This window comes from Halorubrum sp. CBA1229 (assembly GCF_003721435.2).
Taxonomy (GTDB): Archaea; Halobacteriota; Halobacteria; order Halobacteriales; family Haloferacaceae; genus Halorubrum.
The window spans coordinates 388,756-413,020 of record NZ_CP054585.1; the positions used below are offsets into that span (position 1 = coordinate 388,756).

A 24,265-nucleotide genomic window follows, 5' to 3' on the forward strand; every position below is an offset into this window, starting at 1 on the left:
CGAGTTCTTCCAGGGCACGATAGCTTCTAACATCGAAATCGGTCCTGTACGGATCTTCGACACGACGTTACGAGACGGAGAACAGTCACCACGGACGTCGTTCAGCTATGACGAGAAACGCCGCATAGCGGCGACGCTGGACGACATGAACACCCACGTCATCGAGGCTGGGTTCCCGGTGAACTCGGACGCGGAGTTCGAGGCCGTGAGCGACATCGCCGCCGCGACGGACACCACCGTCTGCGGGCTGGCGCGGGTCGTCGAGGGCGACATCGACGCCGCGATCGACTCCGGCGTCGAGATGGTCCACGTGTTCGTCTCCACCAGCGACGTGCAGCTGGAGGACTCGATGCACGCGACCAGAGCCGAGGCGAAGGAACGCGCGGTCGACGCCGTCGAGCAGGTGAAAGACGCCGGCGTCGAGTGCATGTTCTCGCCGATGGACGCCACCCGGACGGACCCGGACTACCTGACGGAGATCGTCGAGGCGGTCTCGGACGCCGGCACGGACTGGATCAACATCCCGGACACGTGCGGCGTGGCGATGCCGACGAGCTTCGGGAAGACGGTGAAGGCCGTCGTCGAGGCGACCGACGCCCGCGTCGACGTGCACACGCACGACGACTTCGGGATGGCCGCGGCGAACGCCGTCACCGGCTTCGAGAACGGCGCCGAGCAGGCGCAGGTGTCGGTCAACGGGATCGGCGAGCGCGCCGGCAACGCCGCCTACGAGGAGGTCGTGATGGCCGTCGAGTCGGTGTACGGCGTCGACACCGGCATCGACACGACCCAGATCACCAAGCTGGCGCGGATCGTCGAGGAGGCGTCCGACATCCCCGTGCCCGCGAACAAGCCCGTCACCGGGCGCAACGCGTTCGCGCACGAGTCGGGCATCCACGCGGCCGGCGTCATCGAGAACGCCGACACGTTCGAGACCGGCGTGATGACCCCCGAGATGGTGGGGGCCGAACGGGAGTTCGTGCTCGGGAAACACACCGGCACCCACAGCGTGCGCAAGCACCTGGTGGAGGCCGGCTTCGACCCGAGCGACGGAGAGGTCCGGCGCATCACCAAACGCGTCAAGGAGTACGGCTCCGGCAAGCGGCAGGTGACCGCCGGCGACGTCGAGCGCTTCGCCGAGGAGGCGGGCATCGACCGCGAGGAGGAGGTCCGGGTCTGATGGCCGCCCCCCTGACCGGGGAGCCCGCCGAGCGACCGCCGTCAGCGTCGACGGCGGCGCTCGCGGTCCCGTTCGTCGCGGGCCGATCGACCGGATCGGCGTCCCGACAGGGATTTATATCGCGGCTCCGTTGGTCAGGGCGAGATGCGACGGCACACCGCGGTCCCGATGACAGCCGACGTCGCCGGAGCCGTCGCGCCGATTATTGTAGGGGTATAAGCCCCTACACTACCCCTTCCTCACCGACCCGACGTACCGACGAACGCCAGCGGACGGGCGGCCGTCCGCCCGCGGTTCCGGCGTTCGGACCGAACTTCGACGCGTACGAGATGCCACACCGAACACCACCACGACAATGAGCGACACAGCAGCACACCCACGAGAGGACGACCCCGAGGGCGCCGAAGAGCCGGCGGAGGGAGCCGACGACGCCCCCGCCGCCGACCCCGACGAGACGCCCGCCGCGGGGGCGGTCTCGACCGGCGCGGAGTCGGTCGTCGCCGCCCTCGAGGCGGCCGGCGCGGAGACCGCCTTCGGCGTCCAGGGCGGCGCGATCATGCCCGTCTACGACGCCTTGTACAGTTCGTCGATCGACCACGTCACCATGGCCCACGAGCAGGGCGCCGTCCACGCCGCCGACGCGTACGGCGTCGTGTCCGGCGAACCGGGGCTCTGCCTCGCGACGTCCGGCCCCGGGGCGACGAACCTCGTCACCGGGATCGCCGACGCCGACATGGACTCCGACGCGATGCTCGCGTTGACCGGGCAGGTGCCGACCGAGTTCGTCGGCAACGACGCGTTCCAGGAGACCGACACCATCGGCGTCACGCGACCGATCACGAAACACAACTACTTCGCGGGCGGCGCCGACACCGTCGGCGACACCGTCGGCGAGGCGTTCGAGCTGTCGCGGGCCGGTCGCCCGGGACCGACGCTCGTCGACCTCCCGAAGGACGTCACGCAGGACGAGACCGACGAGACGCCGGGGCCGGCCGCACCGCCGGCCGGCACCGACCCCGACCCGAACGCCGACGCCGACGCGGTCGAGGCGGCCGCGCGGGCCATCGAGGAGGCCGAGCGCCCCCTCTGTCTGTTCGGCGGCGGCGTCATCAAGGCCGAGGCGAGCGACGCCGCGCGGACGTTCGCGCGGACGTACGGGATCCCGGTGACGACGACGATGCCGGGGATCGGCTCGTTCCCCGAGGACGACGAGCTCAGCCTCTCGTGGGCCGGGATGCACGGCACGGGCTACGCGAACATGGCGATCACCCACACCGACTGCCTGATCGCGGTCGGCACCCGATTCGACGACCGGCTCACCGGCGGCATCGACACGTTCGCCCCGGAGGCGGAGGTCGTTCACGTCGACATCGACCCGGCCGAGATCTCGAAGAACGTCTACGCGGACCACCCGCTGATCGGCGACGCGGAGCGCGTCCTCGACCAGCTGACCGCGGCGGTCCGCGAGGCGCCCGACGCCGAGGCGTGGCGCGAGCGGTGCGCAGAGTGGAAGGAGACGTACCCGCTCACCTACGCGACGCCCGAGGACGAGCCGCTGAAGCCGCAGTTCGTCGTCGAGGCGTTCGACGAGGCGACTGACGACGACACCATCGTGACGACCGGCGTGGGCCAACACCAGATGTGGGCCTCCCAGTTCTGGACGTACACGGAGCCCCGGACGTGGGTCTCCTCGCACGGCCTGGGCACGATGGGGTACGGCGTGCCCGCCGCGGTCGGCGCGCGCGTCGCCGCCGACAACATGGGCGAGCCCGACCGCGACGTGATCTGTTTCGACGGTGACGGCTCCTTCCTGATGACGATGCAGGAGCTCTCGGTGGCCGTCCGCGAGGACCTCGATATCACCTTCGCCGTGCTCAACAACGAGTACATCGGCATGGTGCGCCAGTGGCAGGACGCCTTCTACGAGGGGCGCCACATGGCCTCCGACTACACGTGGATGCCCGAGTTCGACAAGCTCGCCGAGGCGTTCGGCGCCCTCGGGCTCCGCGTCGACGACTACGACGAGGTCGCGCCGGCGGTCGAGGAGGCCCTCGACTACGACGGGCCCGCCGTGATCGACTTCCACGTCGACCCCGAGGAGAACGTCCTGCCGATGGTGCCGAGCGGGGGCGCGAACGGCAAGTTCGCCACCGCGGAGGACCAGCTATGAGCGGCGATTCGTCCGACTCCCGACCCGCGACCGACGGCGGCTCCGCCGCCGATGCCCCCGACGACGACTCCCGGCCCGCGCCGAGCGAGCAGCCCGGCCCCGAGGAGCGACCCCACCCGGAGGGGCGTCGGAACCTCGAGGGGATCCGGATCGACCCCGTCGTCGAGGCGGAACACGAGTCGCGGCGCGCCGTCATCTCGGCGCTCGTGGAGGACGAGCCGGGCGTGCTCGCGCGCGTCTCCGGGCTCGTCTCCCGCCGCCAGTTCAACATCGAGAGCCTCACCGTCGGCCCGACGACCGTCGAGGGCCACTCGCGGATCACGATGGTCGTCGAGGAGACGGACCCCGGCATCGACCAGATCGAAAAGCAGATGGCGAAGCTGAAACCGGTTATCTCCGTCGGCGAGGTGTCCGGCGACGCCGTCACGGCCGAGCTGGTCCTGCTGAAGGTCGAGGCCGACGACCCCGCCGCGGTCCACGCGGTCTGCGACATGTACGACGGCCGGACGCTCGACGCCGGGCCGCGGACGATCACCGTCCAGCTCACCGGCGACGAGGCGCGGATCGACGACGCGCTGGACGCGTTCCGCCAGTTCGGCATCATCGAGATCGCCCGGACGGGCCAGACCGCGCTCGCGCGCGGCGATACCCCGACGGCGCCCGGAGAGAAACCCGGAACGGCCGGTGAACCGACGACGCACGACAGCTGACGCAGTTCCAACACACGATACACAATGAGCGACAACGACATGCAGACGGTCGAATCCAACGTATATTACGACGAAGACGCGGACGGCGAAGCGATCGCCCAGAAGGTCGTGGCCGTCCTCGGCTACGGCTCGCAGGGGCACGCGCACGCCCAGAACCTGAACGAGAGCGGCGTCGACGTAATCGTCGGCCTGCGCGAGGACAGCTCCTCGCGGGAGGCCGCCGAGAGCGACGGGCTCGAGGTTGCGACGCCCGCCGAGGCCGCCGAAGCGGCCGACATCGTGAGCGTCCTCCTCCCCGACACGGTCCAGGCGGACGTCTACGAGGAGTCGATCGAACCGAACCTCGAGCCCGGCGACACGCTCCAGTTCGCGCACGGGTTCAACATCCACTACAACCAGATCCAGCCGCCCGAGGACGTCGACGTGACGATGATCGCGCCGAAGTCGCCGGGCCACATCGTCCGCCGGAACTACGAGAACGACCAGGGGACGCCGGGACTGCTGGCGGTGTACCAGGACGCCACGGGCGAGGCCCACGACGAGGCGCTCGCGTACGCGGCCGCCATCGGCTGTACCCGCGCCGGCGTCGTCGAGACGAGCTTCCGGGAGGAGACCGAGACCGACCTGTTCGGCGAGCAGGCCGTCCTCTGCGGCGGCATCGCCTCGCTGATCAAGCAGGGGTACGAGACGCTCGTCGAGGCGGGGTACTCCCCCGAGATGGCGTACTTCGAGTGCATGAACGAGATGAAGCTCATCGTCGACCTGATGTACGAGGGCGGGCTCGGCGCCATGTGGGACTCCGTCTCGCACACGGCGGAGTACGGCGGGCTCACCCGCGGCGACGAGATCATCGACGACCAGGTCCGCGCGAACATGGAGGAGGTGCTCGAGGGCGTTCAGAACGGCACCTTCGCCCGCGAGTGGATCTCCGAGAACCAGGCCGGGCGGCCGGCGTACACCCAGCTGCGTAACGCCGAGAAGAACCACGAGATCGAGGCCGTCGGCGAGGAGCTGCGCGGCCTGTTCGCGTGGCAGGAAGAGGGCGAGGAAGAGGAAGAAGAGTCGGCGGAGGTGACCGCGTGATGGGCGTACGCGGCGACGCGAACCGAGCCACTGTGACCGCGTCCCGCGCGGGTGATCCCCGATGAGCGAGGGGACTCTGTACGACAAGGTGTGGGACCGACACAAGGTGACGGAGCTGCCGACCGGACAGGACCAGCTGTTCGTCGGGCTCCACCTCGTCCACGAGGTCACCAGTCCGCAGGCGTTCGGGATGCTGCGGGAGCGCGGCCAGGAGGTCGCCTTCCCGGAGCGCACGCACGCGACGGTCGACCACATCGTACCGACCGGGAACCGCGACCGACCGTTCGAGGACGAGGCGGCCGAGACCATGATGTCGGAGCTCGAGGAGAACCTCCGGGGGTCCGGCATCAACTTCTCCGACCCCGACTCCGGCGACCAAGGCATCGTCCACGTCATCGGGCCGGAGCAGGGGCTCACGCAGCCCGGTATGACGATCGTCTGCGGCGACTCCCACACGTCGACGCACGGCGCGTTCGGCGCGCTGGCGTTCGGCATCGGCACCTCGCAGATCCGCGACGTGCTGGCGACGGGCTGCGTCGCCATGGAGAAACAGAAGGTCCGCCGGATCGAGGTCACGGGCGAGCTCGGCGAGGGCGTCACCGCGAAGGACATCATCCTGACGATCATCGGGAAGCTCGGGACCGACGGCGGCGTCGGACACGTCTACGAGTACGGCGGCGAGGCCATCGAGAACCTCGGCATGGAGGGACGGATGTCCATCTGTAACATGTCCATCGAGGGCGGCGCCCGCGCGGGGTACGTCAACCCCGACGAGACCACCTACGAGTGGCTCCGGGAGACGGACGCGTTCGAAGACGATCCCGAGGAGTTCGAGCGGCTGAAGCCCTACTGGGAGTCGATCCGGACCGACGACGACGCGGAGTACGACGACGTCGTCACCATCGACGGCTCGGCGATCGAGCCGACCGTGACGTGGGGGACCACGCCCGGACAGACCGCGGGCATCACGGAGCCGATCCCGGACCCGGACGATCTCCCCGAGGAGGACCGCGACACCGCGCGTCGCGCACAGAAGCACATGCGCGTCGAACCGGGCGACACGATGGAGGGCTACGACATCGACGTGGCGTTCCTGGGCTCGTGTACGAACGCGCGCCTGAAGGACCTCCGCGAGGCCGCGGCGTTCGTCGAGGGCCGCGAGGTCGACGACGACGTGCGCGCGATGGTCGTGCCCGGCAGTCAGCGCGTCCGCGACGCCGCAGAGGCGGAGGGGCTTGACGAGATATTCACCGAGGCGGGCTTCGACTGGCGCGAGCCCGGCTGCTCGATGTGTCTCGGGATGAACGACGACCAGCTCGAGGGCGACGAGGCGAGCGCGTCCTCCTCGAACCGGAACTTCGTCGGCCGGCAGGGGTCGAAGGAGGGCCGGACCGTGCTGATGAGTCCGATCATGGTCGCGGCCGCGGCGGTGACCGGCGAGGTCACCGACGTCCGCGAGATGGAGGAGGTGGCGACCGTATGAGCTCTCCCGAGTTCAGCGACGGCGAGGCGCCGGCCGAGAAGGTCACCGAGGTCTCAGGGACGGGAATCCCCGTCCGCGGGAACGACATCGACACCGACCAGATCATCCCGGCGCGGTTCCTGAAGGTCGTCACCTTCGACGGGCTGGGGCAGTTCGCCTTCTTCGACCAGCGGTTCGACGACGACGACAACGAGAAGGACCACCCGTTCAACGAGGAGCAGTACCAGGGCGCGAACGTCTTGGTAGTCAACGCCAACTTCGGCTGCGGCTCCTCGCGCGAGCACGCGCCGCAGGCGCTGATGCGCTGGGGGATCGACGCCGTCGTCGGCGAGTCGTTCGCGGAGATCTTCGCGGGCAACTGCCTCGCGCTCGGGATCCCCACGGTCACCGCCGACCAGGAGGATATCGAGGCGCTCCAGGACTACGTCGAGGCGAACCCGGACGCCGACGTCGACATCGACGTGGCCGCCGAGACGATCACGTACGGCGACACCGTGATCGACGCGACGGTCCACGACGCGCAGCGGAAGGCCCTCGTCGAGGGCGTCTGGGACACCACGGCGCTGATGGGCGCGAACGCGGGCGCCGTCCGCGAGACCGCCCGGTCGCTCCCCTACGTTCCGGAGGCGGACATCCCGGGGGACGGGGCGTGAGCCACGAGATCGCCGTCATCGAGGGCGACGGGATCGGCCGGGAGGTCGTCCCCGCGGCCCTCGAGGTGTTGGAGGCGTTCGACCTCGCCTTCGAGTTCGTCGCGGGCGAGGCCGGCGACGCGACGAAGGAGGCGACCGGCGAGGCGCTCCCGGCGGAGACGTACGAGCTCGCCGCGGGCGCGGACGCCACGCTGTTCGGCGCCGCGGGCGAGACCGCCGCCGACGTCATCCTCCCGCTGCGCGACGCCGTCGACTCGTTCGTCAACGTCCGGCCGGCGAAGGCGTACCCCGGCGTCGACGCGCTCCGCCCGGAGACGGACGTCGTCTTCCTCCGCGAGAACACCGAGGGCGTCTACTCGGGCCACGAGGACCGGCTCTCCGAGGACCTCTCGACGCTGACGCGAGTGGTCACCTCCTCCGCCTCCCGCGAGCTGGCGGAGTACGCCTGCGAGTTCGTCGAGGACGGTCGAGGGCCCGCCGGCGGCCCCGAGGACGGGTTCACCGTCGCGCACAAGGCGAACGTGATGCGCGAGACGGACGGGCGGTTCCGCGAGGAGATGCTCGCGGTCGCCGAGGAGCGCGGCGTCGACGCCGACGAGGAGCTGATGGACGCGTTCGCGACGAAGCTCCCGATGGACCCGACGCAGTACGGCGTGATCGTCTGCCCGAACCTCGCCGGCGACGTGCTCTCGGACCTGGCGGCCGGGCTCGTGGGCGGGCTCGGCCTGCTCCCGTCGGCGAACGTCGGCCACGACAACGCCCTGTTCGAGCCGGTCCACGGGACCGCGCCCGACATCGCCGGCCAAGGGGTCGCGAACCCGACGGCGGCGATACTGTCGGCCGCGATGCTGTTGGAGTACCTCGGGTACGTCGAGGAGGGGCAGCGGGTGCGCGACGCCGTGGAGGGCGTGCTCTCCGACGGGCCCCGCACCGGCGACCTCGGCGGCGACGCGACGACCGACGAGGTCACCGCGGCGATCGTCGACCGGCTCTAGGCGCCGGACCGTTCCGCGAGAGAGGGCCTCGCACGGTGGCCGCGGTCGAACCACAAGAAAGGAAACCCTGCGGCCCGTCCGTCCGGGTATGAGCAACTACGAAGTCGCGATGGAAGCCGCCTGGTTGGTCCGTGACGTCGAGGAGACCGACGACGCCATCGGCGTCGCGGTCAGCGAAGCCGGCAAGCGACTCAACGAGACGGACAAGCAGTACGTCGAGGTCGAGCCCGGCGTCACCGGCTGTCCGGCCTGCGGCGAGCCGTTCGACGCCGCGTTTCTCGCCGCGAACACGGCCTTGGTCGGGCTCCTCTTGGAGATCGACATCTTCAACGCCGACAGCGAGGAGCACGCGGAGCGGATCGCGAAGAGCGAGGTCGGCGGCGCGCTGCGAGACGTCCCCCTCGAGGTCATCGAGATCATCGAGACGGAGGGCGACGAGGACGACGACCGCGACGACGAGTGAGACGCGACGAGTGAGCGTGTCGCGGTCGAACGGGGCTCGCGACCGCCGCCGCGATATCGGTCGTCGCCGAAACCTTTTCTAATAACCCGGAGTTATTTGGGGTATGGAACTTCCGACGCCACAGGACCTCCGCGAGCGACGGACGACGCTGGAGCTGACGCAGAGCGAGCTGGCCGACGCGGCGGACGTCTCCCAGCCCCTGATCGCCCGGATCGAGGGCGGCGACGTCGACCCGCGGCTCTCGACGCTCCGGCGGATCGTCAACGCGCTCCACGAGGCGGAGGGCGAGGTCGTGCGCGCGAGCGACCTGATGAACGAGACGGTGATCAGCGTCGCGCCCGACGACGCGGTGCGCGAGGCGGTCGACCTGATGGAGGAGGAGGCGTACTCGCAGCTCCCGGTCCTCCAGAACGGGGTGCCCGTCGGCTCGATCAGTCAGGGCGACGTGGTCCACGCGGGCGAGAACGTCGGGGACCACCCCGTCAGCGAGGTGATGAGCGAGTCGTTCCCCACGGTCGCGCCGAGCGCGACCGTCGACGAGGTCCGGAACCTGCTGGACCACTACAAGGCCGTGATGGTCACCGACGGCGGCGAGACGGTCGGGATCATCACCGAGGCGGACATCGCCGCGCACCTCTCGTAGCTAGCTACTCGCTGCGCGTCGTCTCGTTCGCCTCCGTCTCCTCCCGGTTCGTCTCGTTCCGCTTCGGTTTCTCCCGCTCCGCCTCCCGCCGTTCCGAGAGATGCTCCCAGATCTCCGTACAGCCCGCCCCGTCCTCCACGTCAGCGAGGTGATCCGAGTCGTCGGCGTCTCCCTCGGGACCGGCGCTCGCGTCGCCGTCGGCGGCGACGTCCGACTCCGTGGGCTCGGATCGGTCTGCCATCGGCAGAATCTACGCCCCTCGCGGGTATAAGACGGCGTTCGCGAGTAAATCGGGCCGCTGCTCCGGACTACCGGCAAAAATATCTCGTTCTCAGCGGCCGCGCGCCTACAGCTCCAGCCCGCGGATCGAGACGGTCCCGGCCGCCCCGTCGTCGCCGTCGCCCGTCGCGTCGGTCGCGTCGCTCTCCTCGACGCGCCCGATCACACGGCCGTCAGTGGCGGCCGCCAGCGACTCGGCGGCGTCGGGGTCGAGGGCCGCGACGAAGCCGGTGCCCATGTTGAACGTCCGGTGCATCTCCTCGTCCGGGACGTTCCCCTCGGTCTGCACGAACTCGAAGACGGGCTGGGGGTCGAAGGCGTCCTCGACGACGTACCGGTGGTCGCCGAGCCGCGTCAGGTTCGTCCACCCGCCGCCGGTGACGTGGGCCGCGCCGTGCACGCCGTGATCGCGCATGGGGTCGAGCAGGTCCGTGTAGATCCGGGTCGGCTCCAGCAGCGCCTCGCCGACCGTCTCGTACCCCTCGAACGGGCACAGGTCGGTGTACGCGTGCTCGCGGGTCGCGGCCTCGCGGGCGAGCGTGAGCCCGTTGGAGTGGATCCCTGAGGAGCGCCAGCCGACGAGGGCGTCGCCCGGCTCCGCCGCGCCGTCGAAGACGGCGTCCTTCGCGGCGAGCCCGGCGCAGGTGCCCGCCAGATCGAGCCCGTTGATCACGTCGGGCATCACCGCCGTCTCGCCGCCGACGAGCTCCATGTCGGCGAGCTCGGCGCCGCGGGCGAGGCCGTCGCCGACCTGCTCGGCGAACCGCTCGTCCGGCTCGTCGACCGCGAGGTAGTCGACGAAGGCGACGGGACGGACGCCGGCGGCGACGAGGTCGTTGACGTTCATCGCGATGCAGTCGATGCCGACCGTCGAGTAGTCGCCGAGCGCCTCGGCGACGAGCAGCTTCGTCCCGACGCCGTCGGTCGCGAGCGCGAGGTACCGGTCGCCGATGTCGAGGAGACCGGCGTAGTCGCCCTCGGCCTCGCCGACGGCGCCGATCAGCGCCGCGGTCGCCGCCTCGCTCGCGTCGATGTCGACGCCCGCGTCGGCGTAGGTGAGCTCGTCGTCGCCCGTCGCTTCCCCGTCGCTTCCGCCCGCCGCGCCGCCGTCCTCGGTCATGTGTGTCGAGGGACGCCGGCGGAGCAAAAGCGCACCGTTCCCGCCGGGAGGGCGGCGGCGGCGACGGGGGACGAGTCCAGCGGCGACAGAGGCGGCAGGCCGCCGTCGACGGAGGGCGGCGGGGGCCGTTCAGAACGGCCCGCCGAAGCCGAGCCCGCCCACGAAGACGAGCCCGACCGTGAGCAGGACGGAGACGGCGAAGAAGCCGGCCCACGCCGCCTTGCTCCAGTCGAGCACGGTCTTCCCGTCGAGCGGGCCGTACGGGATCAGGTTGAACGCCGCGAGGAAGACGTTGATCGCGATCCCGCGGGAGCCGATCAGGGTGATCACGGGACTCCCGACGGCGGGGCCGATGAGGAGCGCCGGCAGGAAGACGAGCGTGAGGAGCAGGTTGACGACCGGGCCGGCGAGCGCGATGTGGCCGTGCTCCTTCGGGGTCAGCCGGCCGCGGTGGTGGACCGCCCCGGGCGCGGCGAAGATGAAGCCGAGGAGCGAGCTCATCACGGCGAGGAACAGCATGCTGTTGTCGGCCCGGAACTCCGCCACCTGGTCGTAGTGGACCGCGACGACCTTGTGGGCGATCTCGTGGAGGAGGAACGCGACGCCCGCGGTGAGCAGGCCGACGAGCAGCGGCGGGACCACCCCCGCCGCGAGCAGCCGGTCGAAGCCGGCGGTGCCGTTGACGAAGAAGAACGTGAACGCGACGCCGAGCGCGAGCCACGCGACGAGCAGGTCCCGCAGCTCCGTGCCGCTGAAGTAGAGCCCGGCGATCCGGCGCCCTTGGAAGGTCGAGCTCACGCTCGCCCCCCGGTCGCGGCTCGGTTCACGCGCCACCCCCGCCCAGGAGGGTATTCCGAACGAGCTCCGCGCCGGCGTACGCGCCGTCGACCAGCAGGCGGCCCACCTCGTCGACGCCGCCGACCTCGGCGCCGAACATCGCGGGGATCACGTAGACGGCGAACAGGAAGCTCGCGACGATGCTGCCGACGTTCGTCATCGCGACGACGACGATGAGCTTGAACAGCGGCACGTCGAGCATCGACGAGACCAGATCCGAGGGCGACAGCGTCTCGTCCGAGAGGAGGTCGTTGAGCGTCCCGATGTCGCCGACGTTCACGGTGAGGTGCCGGAGCTCGACGTACCCGGTGAACCAGCCGGGCGCGAGCATCGGGTTGATCGAGGTCATCCACGCGACCGCGCCGCCGACGCCGGCCGAGATCCACCGCGCGCCGGCCACCTTCGCGAAGCCGAAGGCGAATATCCCGTTGATGAGGAACCACGCGCCGAACAGCCGGAAGAGGAAGGCGTTCTCGACGCCCGCCAGCGCCAAGAGGACGAAGAAGCCGACGAAGCCGACGGTGATCGCGTACCCGATCGCCTTCTTCCACGGCAGCCTGCTCCCGCCGCGCTCGCGGCCGACGAGCCCCTCCATCGGCGGGAGCGTCTCGGGGTTCGCGAGGTACCCCTCGATCCCCGCCTGGTGGCCCGCGCCGACGACGGCGACGACGTCCTTACCCGCGTCGCGGAGCGCGACGAGGCGGTGGGCGATGAACGCGTCGCGCTCGTCGATGAGCGCCTCGGCGCCGCCCGGCGAGAACTGGCGGAACTCCTCCATCATCATCGTCACCACGTCGGTGTCGGTGAGCTCCTCGACGTCGAGCTCCTCGAGACCGCCGTGGTCCGGCTCATCGTCGCGGCCGGTCAGTCCGAGCAGCGTCGCCACGACCACGCCGAGCGTCAGCCCGAGTGCGATCCCGAGGCCGAGGCTGCCGATCGCCGTCACGGCGAGGCCGCCGAGGTACGTCGAGACGAGCCCGTTCGCGACGCCGGAGGCCGCCGCGGCGATCCCGGCGCCCGCGCCGAGCCCGGCCGCCGCGTAGAGCCGGCCGTCCGGCGAGAGCGCCGCCTTCCCGACCTGATCGACGGCGATCCCGACGGCGACGGCGGCGAGTACACCGCCCGTCACGCTCGTCAGCAGCGCGTCGGTTATCCCGAGCGCGCCGCCGAACAGGCCGATCGCCGGCCCCGCGAGGATCCCGGCGAACAGCCCCGCGAGGACCCCGACGATCCGCGAGTCGGTGACGCCGAACGCGAGCCCGCCGACCATCCGGAGCTTCTCCGTAATCGTCATCCGGGCCCAGAAGCGCTGGATCGTCGTCTGGATGTCTCGGTCGACGAGGGCGACGTCGATGCCGAGCCCCTCGGCGACGTCGATGGCCGCGCGCATGTCCGCGCCCGGCTCGATGTCGAAGCGGTCGCCGAGCTGCGTCTGGACGTACGAGAGCATCCAGTACGCGAGGAACTGGAACACCGTGTTCCCGCGCAGGAGGTCGCCCGCGTCGAGGTCGTCCGGGGTCTCGCCCTGCAGCTGGCGGTACCGGCCCTCGTCGAGCTCGACCGCGACGACGTCGGGGCGCTCGCGCTCGATCGCCTCCTCGACCCGGTCGACCGAGTGTTCGGAGACGTGGGCGGTACCGACGACCGTCACGGAGCCGTCCTCGACCCCGTCGGCCGTCACGGGGTCACCCTCGGCCTCGTCGCCTGTCTCGGAGGGCGGCACGGGGCCGGACGCCCCGGAGTCGCTCGCCGTCGGGGGCGCGGACGCACCGTCGGAGCCCCCTGGCGTCTCTGTCATTACCGGGACGTACCTCCTCGCCGCGTTTAGGGTTTGTGAGTCGATACCGGGCCGGCGGGGTCGTTATCGATCCAACAAATTTGTATCCTCACAGCGCGGAGGGCCGATCATGTCGCGGCTGTTGCCCTCCCTGCCCGACGCGACTCCCGAGGACCGGGAGCCGCGGGTCGTGGGCGTCGACGACGAGGACGCGGACGACCTCATCGCCGCCCTCGGCTCCGAGACCGCCCGCGAGATCCTCACGTGTCTCCACGACGAGCCGGCGACCAAGTCGGAGCTCGCCGCCGAGGTCGACACCTCTCTCCAGAACGTGCAGTACCACCTCTCGAAGCTCGACGGCGCCGACCTCGTCGACGTCGTCGACACGACCTACTCCGAGAAGGGCCGCGAGATGGACGTGTACGCGGCCGCCGACGAGCCGCTCGTGCTGTTCGCCGGCGGCGCCGAGGAGTCGGCCGGGATCAAAAGCGCGCTGATGCGGCTGCTCGGCGGGTACGCGCTCATCGGGCTCGCGGCCGCCGCCGCCCAGCGCGTCCTCTCGGTGGCGGACCCGACGGCGCGCGTGACGACCACGACCGGGGGCGGGGACGCGGGCGTCGCCACCGAGGACGCCGCGGCCGACGGCGGATCGACCGGGGCCGCCGCCGACGGGGGCGACGCGGCGATCGACGGGACGGTCGAGTACGTCGTCGACCCCATCGCCGAGTACGCCGTCTCGGCGCTCGAGCCCGGCGTCGTCTTCTTCCTCGGCGCGGCGCTCGTGTTCACCCTCGCGTGGGCGTACTGGTACCGGACGAGCGGGGCGTGACCGGACCGGCACGGCGCGCCCGGACCGGGGCTCGCCGTCGCCCGTGGGACAGCTATTCATGCCGCCGCCGCCACGATCCGGTATGGAACACGAAGCCGAGGTCGTCGGGGTCGGAGCGGGCTCCGCGCCGGGCGGCGACGTCCCGGCCGTCATCCTCTCCGCGCGGGGCGAGTACGTCCCGATCTTCGTCAGCGCCGACCAGGCGCAGTCGATCGGATTGGCGTTGGAGGGCGAGCCGTTCGACCGGCCGCTGACACACGACCTGCTGGTCGACATCCTCACCGAGTTCGGGGGCGCGATCGACCGGGTCCGGGTCGACGACCTCCGCGACGGCACCTTCTACGCGAAGGTCGACGCGGAGCGGTACGAGGACGGCGAGCCCGAGCGGTTCGTCTTCGACGCGCGCCCCTCCGACGCGCTCGCGCTGGCCGTCCGGGTCGACTGCCCCGTCGTCGTCTCCGACGAGGTGGTCGACGAGGCGGGGCGATCCCCGGACTCCGTCCGCTTCGACGACGGGCCTCCGGACGAGTCCTGACGGCGAGGCGACTCGGACGGCGCGGGACCCGCGTACCGCCGGGCGGAGAGCCGGAGATTCAAGTCGCGCGCCCGCGCACCGCCGGTATGGACGAGACGGCGACCGTCGCGGAGTCGTACACGGAGATGACAGAGATGCTGTTGCCGAACGACACGAACAACCTCGGGCGAGCGCTCGGGGGCGCCGTCCTCCACTGGATGGACATCTGCGGCGCGATCGCCGGGATGCGCTTCTCGAACCGACAGGTGGTCACCGCCTCGATGGACCACGTCGACTTCATCGCGCCCATCGAGATGGGCGAGGTCGCCGTGATCGAGGGATACGTGTTCAACGTCGGCCGGACGAGCCTCGACGTGAAGGTCGACGTGCGCGCGGAGAACCCGCGGACCGACGAGCAGCGCCGCACGACCACCTCCTACTTCACGTTCGTCGCGCTCGACGACGAGGGGTCCCCCGCGAGCGTGCCGGAGCTGATCTGTCCGACGCCGGAGGAGGAGGCCCTGCGCGACGAGGCGATCGAGGGGCGGCGCGAGCAGCTCACGGACATCGTCGAGCGCTACGATATATAAATAGACGGCCGGCAGTGTATAAACGAACGATCGCTGCGACGGCCGTTACTCCCCGGCGACGACGTCGACGCGCGCGCCGCTCTCCGCGGCGTCGCCCTCGCCGGTAACGTCCCCGTCGGGCGCGTCGCTCCCGCCGAGCACCCCGACCGCCGCCACGTGCGCCTCTCTGATTCGCGCGGCGAACGCGTCGAGGGAGTCTCCTTCGGCGCCGGCCAGGTGGCTCGGGCAGTCGCAGTCGGACGCGCCGAACCCGTCGACCGGGCCCGCGGGGAGGCGGTCGGCGACGGCGCACTCGACGTCGGCGCCGACGCTCCGGACGACGCGGTCGATCCGGGCCGCCGGGTGGCCGAGCAGGTGGTCGACGTGCCAGTGGCGGACGTCGTGGTCGCCGCGGGCGATCCGGCGGTGACGGTCGACGCGCGAGAACCCGCCGGCGCCGAGCGCGCTCCCGGTGTACGCGTAGGCGCCGGCGTCGAAGCGGCGCTCGCCGAGCGCGCCGACCTCGATCCCGGCTGGGGCCGCGACCTCGACGAGGAGAGTGTAGGTACCGCCCTCGTCGGGATCGGGCGACCCGGCCCCGCTCACGGCAGCGCCTCCGGCGGGTCGCTCGCGGCCGGGCGGAGGTCGTCGACGAGGTCGCGCGCGGCGTCGGTCAGCCGGTACTCCTCGTGGACGTCGGCCGGGTCGCGGCCGCGGCCGGACAGCGTCCCGACAACGTCGGCGATCCGGTCGTAGTTGTCGCGGACGAGCCCGCCGACGATCCCCGGGGTGCCCGCGCGGTCGGCCAGCTCCTGGGCCGCCGACCGGCCGGCGTACACCCGGCGCTCGCGCGGGTCGACGAGCACCATCGCGAACGGGCGCGAGCCGAACTGCGCGTCGAGGAAGGGGCCGACGGGGTCGGCCTCCCACGGCACCGCGACGACGCCCTCCAGCCGGCGGAGCGCGAGCGCGGCGACCGAGCAGTAGGGGCAGTCGCCGTCGAAGATCAGCACCGGCGCGTCCGAGTCGGAACTCATAGACGGAGGTACGTCCCGCGGCGGCTTAAGCGGCCGGCCGGCGGCGGGAAACTGGTGCGAAAAGCGGTGACAACGCGAGCGCGTCTCAGTGCGAGTGGCCGAGCGCGTCCTCCAGCGACTGCCCGAACCGCTCCTCGAACAGCTCCGCGGCCGTCTCGTTCATTTCCGCGATGTCCTCGGGCACGTCGCCCTCGCTGTGGTGGACGATGACGTGCGCCTGCTGGGCCATCGCCTGCACCACGACGTCGCTGACGACGCGGGTGCCCTGCTCGCCCTGGTCGCTGAGCACGTCGACGAGACCGGCGGGCAGTTCGAACGACTCCTCGTCACCGTCGGGACCGGTGATCGTGTAGGTTTCCGTCTCTCCCATACGCGCAACTGGCGGTCTGGATATAAGGGTCTGTGGAAAGCGCGCGCGGCGAGCGCACGCGCGCCGCGACGCAGGATCTGGCCCCTCGCCCGGCGGCTACCCGTGCGCCGAGATGGCCTTCACCGAGAAGCCCGAGACCGCGATGCTCGCGAGGTAGATGGCGATCGCCGTGACGACGATCGAGCCGCCGGAGGGGAGGCCGAGGCCGATCGAGACGGCGAAGCCGCCGAGCACCGACAGCTGGCCGAAGATCACGCCGAGGTACGTCGCCTCGCGGAAGCTCCGGGCCACCTGCGAGGCGGCCGCGACGGGGACGACGAGCATGGCGGCGACGAGGATGACGCCGAGCACCTGCATCGCGCCGACGACGACGACGGCGGTCATCACCACGAGCAGCGTGTTGTAGCCGGTGACGTTCAGCTGGGCGACCCGCGCCGCCTGCTCGTCGAAGGTGATGAAGAGGAGCTGCTTGTACGTCAGCGCCACGCCGCCGACGACGAGCAGGGAGAGCGCGCCCATCAGCCGCGCGCCCTCGGCCGTGACGACCGCGAGGTTGCCGAACAGGTACCCCTCGATGTTGATCGCGGTCAGCCCGCGGCCGTAGCTGACGATCAGGGTGCCGACCGCGAAGCTCCCGCTGAGCATGATCGCGATGGGCACGTCGCCGTAGGCGTCGGTGCGCTCGGTGAGCCACTGGACGACCAGCGCCCCCGCGATCGCGACGACGAGCGCGACGAGCAGGAGCGAGCTGCCCCACCCCGTCGAGGCGTTGACGAGGATGCCGATCGCGACCCCCGCGAACGCCGTGTGCGCGAGCGTCTCGCCGATCAGCGCCATCTCCCGGTGGACGAGGAACGAGCCGACGAGCGGAGCGACGACGCCGACGAGCACGCCCACCGCCATCGACTGCCACATGATCGGGTGCCGGAACACGTTCGTGCCGAACGCGGCGTCCATCCCCCGCCCGAGCGAGCGGAACGCGGCGTACAGGTCGCTCGCGACCGGAAGGTCCTGCGCCCAGTAGAGGAGGAGGAATCCGAGCATCCCGGCCGCGACGACGGCCGTGAGCCCGATCCCCGCGAGCTCGGCTCGCCGGCGGAGTCCACGGTCGGGCCGGCCGGGCGCCGGCTCCTCGGCGGGGTCCTCCCTCTCGCCGTCCGGCGTCGCGGTCCCGCTCATCAGTGGTGGTGGTGGACGACCTGTCCGGTCGCGCCGTACGCCTCCGAGAGCGCGTCGCTCTCGACGAACGACTCGGTGTCGCCGTGGTGGTACAGCTCGGTGTTGATACAGGCGATGCGGTTCGCGCGGTCGGTGACGACGCCGATGTCGTGCTCGATGAGGATGATGGTGATCCCGTCGTCGTTCAGCTCGTCGAGCAGCGCGTAGAACGCGTCGCGCGACTCGGCGTCGACGCCCACGGTCGGCTCGTCGAGCGCGAGGAGGTCCGCGTCGCTCGCGAGGGCGCGCGCGATGTACGCCCGCTGCTTCTGTCCCCCCGACAGCTCCGTGACGAGCCGGTCGGCGAGGTTGCCGATCCCGACCGTCTCGATGGCGTCGGCGACGGCGGCGCGGTCGGCCTCGGAGAGCCGCCCCCGGCCGGCGTGTGCGAACCGGCCCATGGTGACGCACTCGCGGACCGTGACGGGCATCGCCCCGCCGCGGCTCGTCGCCTGCTGGGAGACGTAGCCGATCCGGCCGCCGTCGTCGAACTCGTCGATCGGTCGACCGAACAGCTCGACGGTCCCCTCGTCGGGCTCGTGAAGCCCGAGCATGAGGTGGAGCAGCGTCGTCTTGCCGGAGCCGTTCGGACCGACGAGCCCGAGGAAATCGCCCGCCTCGACCGTCAGAGAGACGTCTCTCACGGCGACGGTGTCGCCGTAGGCGAACGTCACGTCGTCGAGGTCGACGATTTCGGTCACTGCGTGTCCCGTCTCTGGGTCGCCCGAACGTTTAGCTCTTTTAGTCCGTCGGCGGCGGGGCGGTCGGCCGGCGCCGCGGCCCGGCGGCGCCGGTTCACCGGACGCCGAATCCGCGCTCGAACGCGGGGACGTTGACCTCGGTCATCTGTTCGAGGTAGCCGTAGCCGGCGTCGTTCCACTCCCGCGTCGTACCGCCCGCCGGGCTGACGGCCGCCATCTCCGTCGCGTCGCTGTTCTCGACGATCGTCTCGGCGAGCGTCGTCGACGCGAAGCGGTCGTACAGCACCGTGTCGATTCCCTCGTCGTTCACCAGCTCGATGGTGTCGGCGATCTCGCTCTGGCTCGGCTCGTTCTGCGGCGAGACGCCGACCGGCGAGTGGAGGCGGAACCCGTAGCGCGCCTCCAGGTACTGGAAGGAGTTGTGGCCCGCGATGACGGCCACGTCGCGGTCGGCGCGCTCGGCGATCGACTCGAAGGCGGCGTCGACGCCGTCGAGCTCCTCGGCGTAGGCGGCCGCGTTGTCGGCGTAGGCCTCGGCGTTGTCGGGGTCCGCCTCGCCGAGTCCGGTCGCGATGGTGTCGACCATCGCCGCCGCGAAGACCGGGTCGACCCAGACGTGGGGGTCGTACCGGCGGCCGTCGTTGCTCTCCTCGTCGTGGGTGTCGTCCTCGTGGCCGTCGTCACCCGCCTCGCCCTCGTGCGAGTGGTCCCAGTCGAGGAGGTCGTCCTCGACGCCGTCGAGAGCGTCGATGACCGCGACGGAGTCGTAGTCGGCCTCGAGCGTCTCGGCGAGGTCCTGTGCCCACGCGAACTCGGGGCTATCGAGGTAGACGAACGCGTCCGTCGAGGCGACGTCCGCGGCGAGGTTCCCGTCCGGCGTCCAGCCGTGGCCGAGCCGACCGACCTCGACCGGGTTCTCGAAGCTCGCGCGGTCGCCGGCGACCCGATTCGCCCAGTCGCTGAGCGTGAAGAACGCGGCGTACCCGCCGTCGAACCCCGCGTCGCCCCCGTCCGCGGCGCCCGAGCAACCGGCGAGCGAGGCCGTCGTGCCGGCGGCCAACAGCCCCGCCCCGCGCTTCAGCACCGACCGACGTGAGTGGCTCATACCGATCCCTAGCGGGCATTAATAGAAAAATGTTATTACTTCATAACTCTATTTTAATAACCCACTCCGCGGAGAGCGGGTTCGATTAACAACGGCGAGTCCGAGTGTCAACGCCGGTCGAGTCGGCCACCCTACGGTCGGGCGCACCGCATCCCGGAATCGCGCGATCGCGGGCGACCACGCTCACTCCGTGAGGTCGACGGTCGTCGCGTCCGCGAGCGCCGCGAGCCGCTCCGGCTCGATGGCGAACACCGCGCTCGGCGTTCCCGCCGCGCCGTAGACGGTGTCGTAGCCGGCCAGCGTCGGGTCGAAGACCGTCGGGAGCGCGGCGTCGTGACACAGCGGCGGCACGCCGCCGATGCTCCAGCCGACGGCCTCGCGGATCCGCGTCGGGTCCGCCATCGCCGCCTCGGCCGCCCCGAAGTGGGCCGCGACCGCGTCCAGGTCGAGCCGGTTGGCGCCGCTGGTGATCGCGGCGACGAGGCGGTCCCCGTCGGCGTCGGCGTTCCCCGAGAGCGACACCACGATCGTGGAGGCGATCGCCGCGGTGTCGCAGCCGACGGCGTCGGCCGCCGCCGCCGCCGTCTCCGTCCCGGCGTCGAACTCCAGCACCTCGAGGTCGACGCCGTATCGGTCCCGCGCCCGTGCCGCGAACTCCGCCGCGCGCTCGTGCATGCAGAGAAAGAGACTCGCGCCGGAGTATGAAGCTCTCGGCCGCGGCACGTCTGTCGGCGAGACGGCGGGGGGCCGGGCGCGTCGACGCCCTATCGCGTCCGCCGCTCGTCTCCGTTATCGAGTTCGCAGCTCGTCTTTGTCCTTGATCACGCGGGCGTCGCCCTCGCCGGAGGTGACCTCGTTGACGAGCTCGTAGAGGTCGTTCTGTAATCCGGCGGGGAACGTGAGCACGCCGACCCACGAGCCGTCGTTTTGCCACTCCTCGCGCTCCAGATCGCCGAACTCGCGGATCTGGGCCTGCCCGGAGCCCGCGTAGTCCGCGGGGAGCTGGACCGCCATCGTCACCTCCTCGAAGCGGATCGGGATGACGGGCCGGAGCGCCTCGAGCGCGTCGTCGACCTGGTTCTCGACCGGCTCCATCGGGTCGACCTGGAACCCGGCCTCCTCTAACGCGCGCTCGATGCGCTCGGGCGGGTGCGGCGAGTCGTCCATCTGCGGGTTCACAGCGTTGCGCGTGATGGTGGTGACGAGCTGGTTGTGCTTCCGTTCCAGCATCTCCTCGCGCTGCTCCGCCGTGATCTGGATCTCCCCGCGCTCGACGACCTCGGGGATGATCGCCAGCGCGTCCGTCGTGCCGAAGACGGTCTCTAAGTCCTCCTCGGCCGGGCGGTCGCCCCGCGAGGCGTTCTCGAACACGTCCTCGGCGGCGATCACGTCCTCCAGGTCGCCCTCGAACTCCCCGCGCTTCATCGCGAGCGCCGCGTCCGGGTCGATCAGCACCTCGAACCGTTCGCCGTGCGACTCAAGTCGGGCCGTCACGGCCTCGTCGAGCGATATCATACCCAGAGATACCACCCCCGTACTGAAAAAGCCTCCCGCGAGGGGCGCGTGTCGCCGACCCGGCGAGCGCCGCGAGCCGCCGCCTCTCGGGTCAGGCGTTCGCCCGGGGTCGCTCGTCCTCCCAGTCGTCTCGACAGGCCTGCGAGCAGAAGTGCCGGTGCTCGACGTCGTCCCCGTCGACCCACGTGACGGTTCGACGACCGACGCCCAGCGCCGGCCCCCCACAGGTCGCGCAGCGCGGCGCGGACTCCTCGTCGACGTCCTCCTCGAGGTCGGAAGTCGGATCTACCATACCCGTCCGTGCGTCCCCGGACACTTGAACCCGCGAAGGGCGGCAGTTCTGGCCGGGCGATCGGCTTCGACCGAGGAAACGTCGGCGCGTCGGCCGCGCTACCGCCCGACCGACCCGTCGCCGCGGAGCCGGCGACCGCCGGTCGGTGCCGACCGTTGCTGCGACGGGTGTTCGACCGCGATCTCCGCGTCCGGCGTGGGGTCGGGGAGGATCCGCTCGCGGCCGTCCGGCCACCGGACGACGACCCGGCGCGGCGTCGCGCCGCCGAGCCCGAAATGCGCGACCGGCTCCGTCTGACAGAGGCAGCCGCCGCCGGCGTCGACGGTGCGGCGCTGGATCCCGGTCTCCGTCTCCAGCCTGACGACGGCGCCGCGGGCGGGCGCGCCGTGTCGCGTCGTCGGCCGGACGCGGAGCCAGCCGGCGTCAGCGGCGCCCGGGACGTCGTAGGTCGCGATCGGCTGCGCGGCGACCTCGCCGTGGACGACGACGAGCTCCAAGGCGCCGTCCTCGTCGATGTCGGCCGCCACCGCGCCCGTCCCGAAGCCGTCCGGCTCGGCGGCGCCCCCCGGGTCGACGGGCCGCCAGCGGGAGCCGTCGTCGCCGGCGTCGGACCCGTCCCCGCCGGTCCGCTTGTAGAGCCGGTTCGGTTCGCCCGAGACGTTGTAAAACAGCTCCTCGCGGCCGTCGTTGTCGAAGTCGGCCGCGACGACGGTCCGGACGCGGTCGGGCTCCCCGAGGGCCGGCGGCGCGACGTCCTCGAACCCGCCGGCCGAGTCGTGGCGGAGGAGGCGGTTCGGGCCGTTCTCGTTGCCGACCGCGAACGCGAACGTCCCGCCCTCGTCGACGAGGGCGGCGCCGCGGGTGTCGCCGGCGGGGTCGGCCAGCGCGCCGCCGCCGGTCGGGTCGTAGTGGCCGCGCTCGTTCCGGAACAGCCGGTTCGGGCCGCGCTCGACGCCCGCGAACAGGTCGCCCTCGCCGGAGCAGTGCGGGACCGCGAGCAGGGACCGACAGCCGCCGTCGACCTCCAGCCCGACGGCGTCGGCCATGTCGGTGATCTCGCCGTCGTCGCCGAGCTCGTAGAACGCGAGGGGCGCGGCGTACCCGGAGACGGCGACCCCGTACCGGCCGGTCCCCAGCCGGTCGAGCGCGGCGACGGACCGGCCGGCGCGCACGTCGAGCCGGTCGGCGTTCACGTCGAGCGCGAACACGTCGGTCCAGCGGTACGCGTCGGATTCGAGTCGGCTCAAGAGGAGGTCGGGGTCGCCGCCCCCGTCCACGCCCTTGGTGCAGTTGTGGACGTACACCTCCTCGCAGCCGTCGGCGTCGAGGTCGGCCGCGCACACGCCCATCCCGTGACGGGTCCCGTCGGCGACGATGCCGCAGGCCGTGTCGACGAAGCAGTCCCCGTCGCGGGCGTACAGGCGGTTCGGCTCGCCGTAGCCGGCGACGAAGACGAGCGGTCCGTCCAGTCCCGGCGTCACCGCGACGCCGTACCCGCGGATCGGGTCGTCGTCGCCGACGAGGTCGGACCGCTCCGTAAACATGGTCCCCCGTCACCGCTCGGAGAATATGAACTCACGGGTTGGATTCGGCCCGAGAGCGATAAATACGATTCCGCCGACGGCCGACCGCGACGGATTTCGGTTACGGAGGATCGAGGAGAACGCCTCGCGCTTCAGCGGGGGGGAGCGTGTCAACGCGTCGCTACAGATTGCGTTCGATGTACCGGTTCAGCTCGCGGACACGCGTCTCGTCGAACGTCCACGTGCCGCGCCACACCCGCGGCTCCGCCTCCACGGCGAGGAGGCCAACGCCCCCCTCGATACCGCGCCTGAGGTCAGTTCCCACCTCGTCAGCGACCGAGCGAGGCCCCTCCGGCGGTCGGTACACGACGAACCAACTGCGGGTGAAGTCCCGATCGTCGCCCCCGTGGATCACCGCGTCGAGGCCGCGGGGCAGGTCGTCCGGCACGCCGTACAGGTGCGTGTCGACGCCGGCGTCGGCCACGCTCTCGTACACCTCCCGAGTCCCGACCTCGTCGTCGAGCCGCGAGAGCCGCTGGAACGAGGACCGCAGCGTCCCGTCGCCGGCCACCCACGCGGCGCGTTCGATGAACCGAGAGATGGTGATGAGGAGGAGCTTCTGCCGGTTCGACTCGGGGTAGCCGCGGAGGGTGAAGGTCGTCTCGCTGAGCCGACTGACCACCGCCGGGAGGTCGACGTCCTCCAGCGAGCGCGTCCCGGTGATGTACAGGTCGGAGTTCACGAACAGCACGGCGTCGCCGAGCTCGCCGAGCGTCGAGCCGGCGACGACCTCGTCGCCCTCCACGAGCAGCGCGAGGTTCTCGACCGCCGACGGGTCGTCGCCGTCGAAGGGGACCGCGTCGTTCCGCCGGAGCGCGTCGACGTCGATCACCGGGGCCTCGCCCGCGTCGGCGGTTCGCATGGTCAGCCGCTCGGCGGAGAGCCCCGACCCGCCGGTGACGCCGGCCCCGTCGGGCCGGGCGTCACGTTGCTCGGACCCGGTGCCCGCGTCGCCCGCGAGGCTCCCGTCGGTCACCTCCACCGGGCCCTCTCCGAACGTGTCGGCGAGCATGTTGAGAACGGGGTCCGGGTCGGTGCGGTTGACCACGACGATGGACCGCTCGACGTCGTCGAAGCGATCGAGGAGCTGTTCGAGCGTCACGAGCAGTTGTCCGGAGTTCCGGAGAATAAACGTTCGT

The 24,265-nt window shown here is 71.2% G+C and carries 27 protein-coding genes; 12 read left to right on the forward strand and 15 right to left on the reverse strand.

The genetic code is table 11. The features are described 5' to 3' along the window. The first annotated feature begins 19 nt into the window (after positions 1-19). The 9 genes from Hrr1229_RS01950 to Hrr1229_RS01990 all read left to right on the forward strand — a co-directional run bounded on the left by Hrr1229_RS01950 (position 20) and on the right by Hrr1229_RS01990 (position 9,380). On the forward strand, positions 20-1,180 hold the full coding sequence (locus Hrr1229_RS01950) for a 2-isopropylmalate synthase (RefSeq protein WP_217920708.1): 1,161 nt from the start codon (positions 20-22) through the stop codon (positions 1,178-1,180). Between the two features lie 355 nt (positions 1,181-1,535). Further along, positions 1,536-3,350, forward strand: a complete 1,815-nt coding sequence (gene ilvB / locus Hrr1229_RS01955; RefSeq protein WP_123114450.1) for a biosynthetic-type acetolactate synthase large subunit — start codon at positions 1,536-1,538, stop codon at positions 3,348-3,350. Then, positions 3,347-4,060 carry an acetolactate synthase small subunit gene (gene ilvN / locus Hrr1229_RS01960; protein WP_123114449.1) on the forward strand — a complete coding sequence of 238 codons (714 nt, stop codon included), beginning with the start codon at positions 3,347-3,349 and terminating at the stop codon, positions 4,058-4,060. Before ilvB ends, ilvN begins: the two co-directional genes overlap by 4 nt. Before the next feature lie 24 nt (positions 4,061-4,084). Further along, a complete protein-coding gene (gene ilvC, locus Hrr1229_RS01965; protein WP_123114448.1) occupies positions 4,085-5,143 on the forward strand; it encodes a ketol-acid reductoisomerase in 1,059 nt (352 codons plus the stop codon). Positions 5,144-5,204: 61 nt separating this feature from the next. Beyond that, a complete protein-coding gene (leuC, locus tag Hrr1229_RS01970) occupies positions 5,205-6,626 on the forward strand; it encodes a 3-isopropylmalate dehydratase large subunit (RefSeq protein ID WP_123114447.1) in 1,422 nt (473 codons plus the stop codon). Next, positions 6,623-7,279 (forward strand): 3-isopropylmalate dehydratase small subunit, encoded by a 657-nt coding sequence (gene leuD, locus Hrr1229_RS01975; protein ID WP_123114446.1) that lies wholly within the window; start codon positions 6,623-6,625, stop codon positions 7,277-7,279. The genes leuC and leuD overlap by 4 nt, the downstream gene beginning before the upstream one ends. Beyond that, entirely contained in the window at positions 7,276-8,274 is a 999-nt protein-coding gene (locus Hrr1229_RS01980) for an isocitrate/isopropylmalate family dehydrogenase (RefSeq protein WP_123114445.1), read from the forward strand. The genes leuD and Hrr1229_RS01980 overlap by 4 nt, the downstream gene beginning before the upstream one ends. 88 nt (positions 8,275-8,362) lie before the next feature. Continuing rightward, complete coding sequence (locus tag Hrr1229_RS01985; protein WP_123114444.1) at positions 8,363-8,737, forward strand: DUF555 domain-containing protein; 375 nt, start codon at positions 8,363-8,365, stop codon at positions 8,735-8,737. Between the two features lie 103 nt (positions 8,738-8,840). Then, complete coding sequence (locus Hrr1229_RS01990; protein ID WP_123114443.1) at positions 8,841-9,380, forward strand: CBS domain-containing protein; 540 nt, start codon at positions 8,841-8,843, stop codon at positions 9,378-9,380. Between the two features lie 4 nt (positions 9,381-9,384). On the opposite strand, the gene Hrr1229_RS01995 is transcribed toward Hrr1229_RS01990, so the two are convergent. The 4 genes from Hrr1229_RS01995 to Hrr1229_RS02010 form a co-directional block, all read right to left on the reverse strand. After that, positions 9,385-9,621, reverse strand: coding sequence for a hypothetical protein (locus Hrr1229_RS01995; RefSeq protein WP_123114442.1), 237 nt, complete (start codon positions 9,619-9,621; stop codon positions 9,385-9,387). Positions 9,622-9,726: 105 nt separating this feature from the next. Next, a complete protein-coding gene (gene purM / locus Hrr1229_RS02000) occupies positions 9,727-10,779 on the reverse strand; it encodes a phosphoribosylformylglycinamidine cyclo-ligase (protein WP_123114441.1) in 1,053 nt (350 codons plus the stop codon). Between the two features lie 129 nt (positions 10,780-10,908). Beyond that, the gene (locus tag Hrr1229_RS02005) at positions 10,909-11,577 is read right to left on the reverse strand and encodes a metalloprotease (RefSeq protein WP_123114947.1); all 669 of its coding nucleotides are present in this window, start codon (positions 11,575-11,577) and stop codon (positions 10,909-10,911) included. A gap of 25 nt (positions 11,578-11,602) precedes the next feature. Then, on the reverse strand, positions 11,603-13,414 hold the full coding sequence (locus tag Hrr1229_RS02010; protein ID WP_123114440.1) for a TraB/GumN family protein: 1,812 nt from the start codon (positions 13,412-13,414) through the stop codon (positions 11,603-11,605). A 109-nt stretch (positions 13,415-13,523) separates the two neighbouring features. On the opposite strand from Hrr1229_RS02010, the gene Hrr1229_RS02015 reads away from it, so the two are divergent. The 3 genes from Hrr1229_RS02015 to Hrr1229_RS02025 all read left to right on the forward strand — a co-directional run bounded on the left by Hrr1229_RS02015 (position 13,524) and on the right by Hrr1229_RS02025 (position 15,326). Beyond that, on the forward strand, positions 13,524-14,222 hold the full coding sequence (locus Hrr1229_RS02015; protein WP_123114439.1) for a helix-turn-helix domain-containing protein: 699 nt from the start codon (positions 13,524-13,526) through the stop codon (positions 14,220-14,222). Between the two features lie 82 nt (positions 14,223-14,304). Then, positions 14,305-14,757, forward strand: a complete 453-nt coding sequence (locus tag Hrr1229_RS02020) for a bifunctional nuclease family protein (RefSeq protein WP_123114438.1) — start codon at positions 14,305-14,307, stop codon at positions 14,755-14,757. A gap of 86 nt (positions 14,758-14,843) precedes the next feature. Further along, positions 14,844-15,326 carry an acyl-CoA thioesterase gene (locus Hrr1229_RS02025; RefSeq protein WP_123114437.1) on the forward strand — a complete coding sequence of 161 codons (483 nt, stop codon included), beginning with the start codon at positions 14,844-14,846 and terminating at the stop codon, positions 15,324-15,326. Positions 15,327-15,371: 45 nt separating this feature from the next. On the opposite strand, the gene Hrr1229_RS02030 is transcribed toward Hrr1229_RS02025, so the two are convergent. From Hrr1229_RS02030 to Hrr1229_RS02080, 11 genes are all read right to left on the reverse strand, one after another. Next, the gene (locus Hrr1229_RS02030; protein ID WP_123114436.1) at positions 15,372-15,911 is read right to left on the reverse strand and encodes a GIY-YIG nuclease family protein; all 540 of its coding nucleotides are present in this window, start codon (positions 15,909-15,911) and stop codon (positions 15,372-15,374) included. Beyond that, entirely contained in the window at positions 15,908-16,342 is a 435-nt protein-coding gene (locus tag Hrr1229_RS02035; RefSeq protein WP_123114435.1) for a DUF393 domain-containing protein, read from the reverse strand. Before Hrr1229_RS02035 ends, Hrr1229_RS02030 begins: the two co-directional genes overlap by 4 nt. Positions 16,343-16,427: 85 nt before the next feature. Beyond that, a complete protein-coding gene (locus Hrr1229_RS02040; protein WP_123114434.1) occupies positions 16,428-16,712 on the reverse strand; it encodes a hypothetical protein in 285 nt (94 codons plus the stop codon). Between the two features lie 96 nt (positions 16,713-16,808). Then, positions 16,809-17,891, reverse strand: coding sequence for a metal ABC transporter permease (locus tag Hrr1229_RS02045; RefSeq protein WP_176329323.1), 1,083 nt, complete (start codon positions 17,889-17,891; stop codon positions 16,809-16,811). Next, positions 17,891-18,631, reverse strand: a complete 741-nt coding sequence (locus tag Hrr1229_RS02050) for a metal ABC transporter ATP-binding protein (protein ID WP_123114433.1) — start codon at positions 18,629-18,631, stop codon at positions 17,891-17,893. Before Hrr1229_RS02050 ends, Hrr1229_RS02045 begins: the two co-directional genes overlap by 1 nt. 94 nt (positions 18,632-18,725) lie before the next feature. Next, positions 18,726-19,736, reverse strand: coding sequence for a zinc ABC transporter substrate-binding protein (locus Hrr1229_RS02055; protein ID WP_123114432.1), 1,011 nt, complete (start codon positions 19,734-19,736; stop codon positions 18,726-18,728). 183 nt (positions 19,737-19,919) lie between these two features. After that, entirely contained in the window at positions 19,920-20,411 is a 492-nt protein-coding gene (locus tag Hrr1229_RS02060; RefSeq protein WP_123114431.1) for a YbaK/EbsC family protein, read from the reverse strand. A 114-nt stretch (positions 20,412-20,525) separates the two neighbouring features. After that, positions 20,526-21,251 carry a ribosome assembly factor SBDS gene (locus Hrr1229_RS02065; protein ID WP_123114430.1) on the reverse strand — a complete coding sequence of 242 codons (726 nt, stop codon included), beginning with the start codon at positions 21,249-21,251 and terminating at the stop codon, positions 20,526-20,528. Between the two features lie 91 nt (positions 21,252-21,342). Next, positions 21,343-21,543 carry a hypothetical protein gene (locus tag Hrr1229_RS02070; protein WP_123114429.1) on the reverse strand — a complete coding sequence of 67 codons (201 nt, stop codon included), beginning with the start codon at positions 21,541-21,543 and terminating at the stop codon, positions 21,343-21,345. Positions 21,544-21,641: 98 nt separating this feature from the next. Beyond that, a complete protein-coding gene (locus Hrr1229_RS02075; protein WP_123114428.1) occupies positions 21,642-23,087 on the reverse strand; it encodes a CRTAC1 family protein in 1,446 nt (481 codons plus the stop codon). 160 nt (positions 23,088-23,247) lie between these two features. Further along, complete coding sequence (locus tag Hrr1229_RS02080) at positions 23,248-24,228, reverse strand: hypothetical protein (protein ID WP_123114427.1); 981 nt, start codon at positions 24,226-24,228, stop codon at positions 23,248-23,250. Positions 24,229-24,265 lie beyond the last annotated feature (37 nt).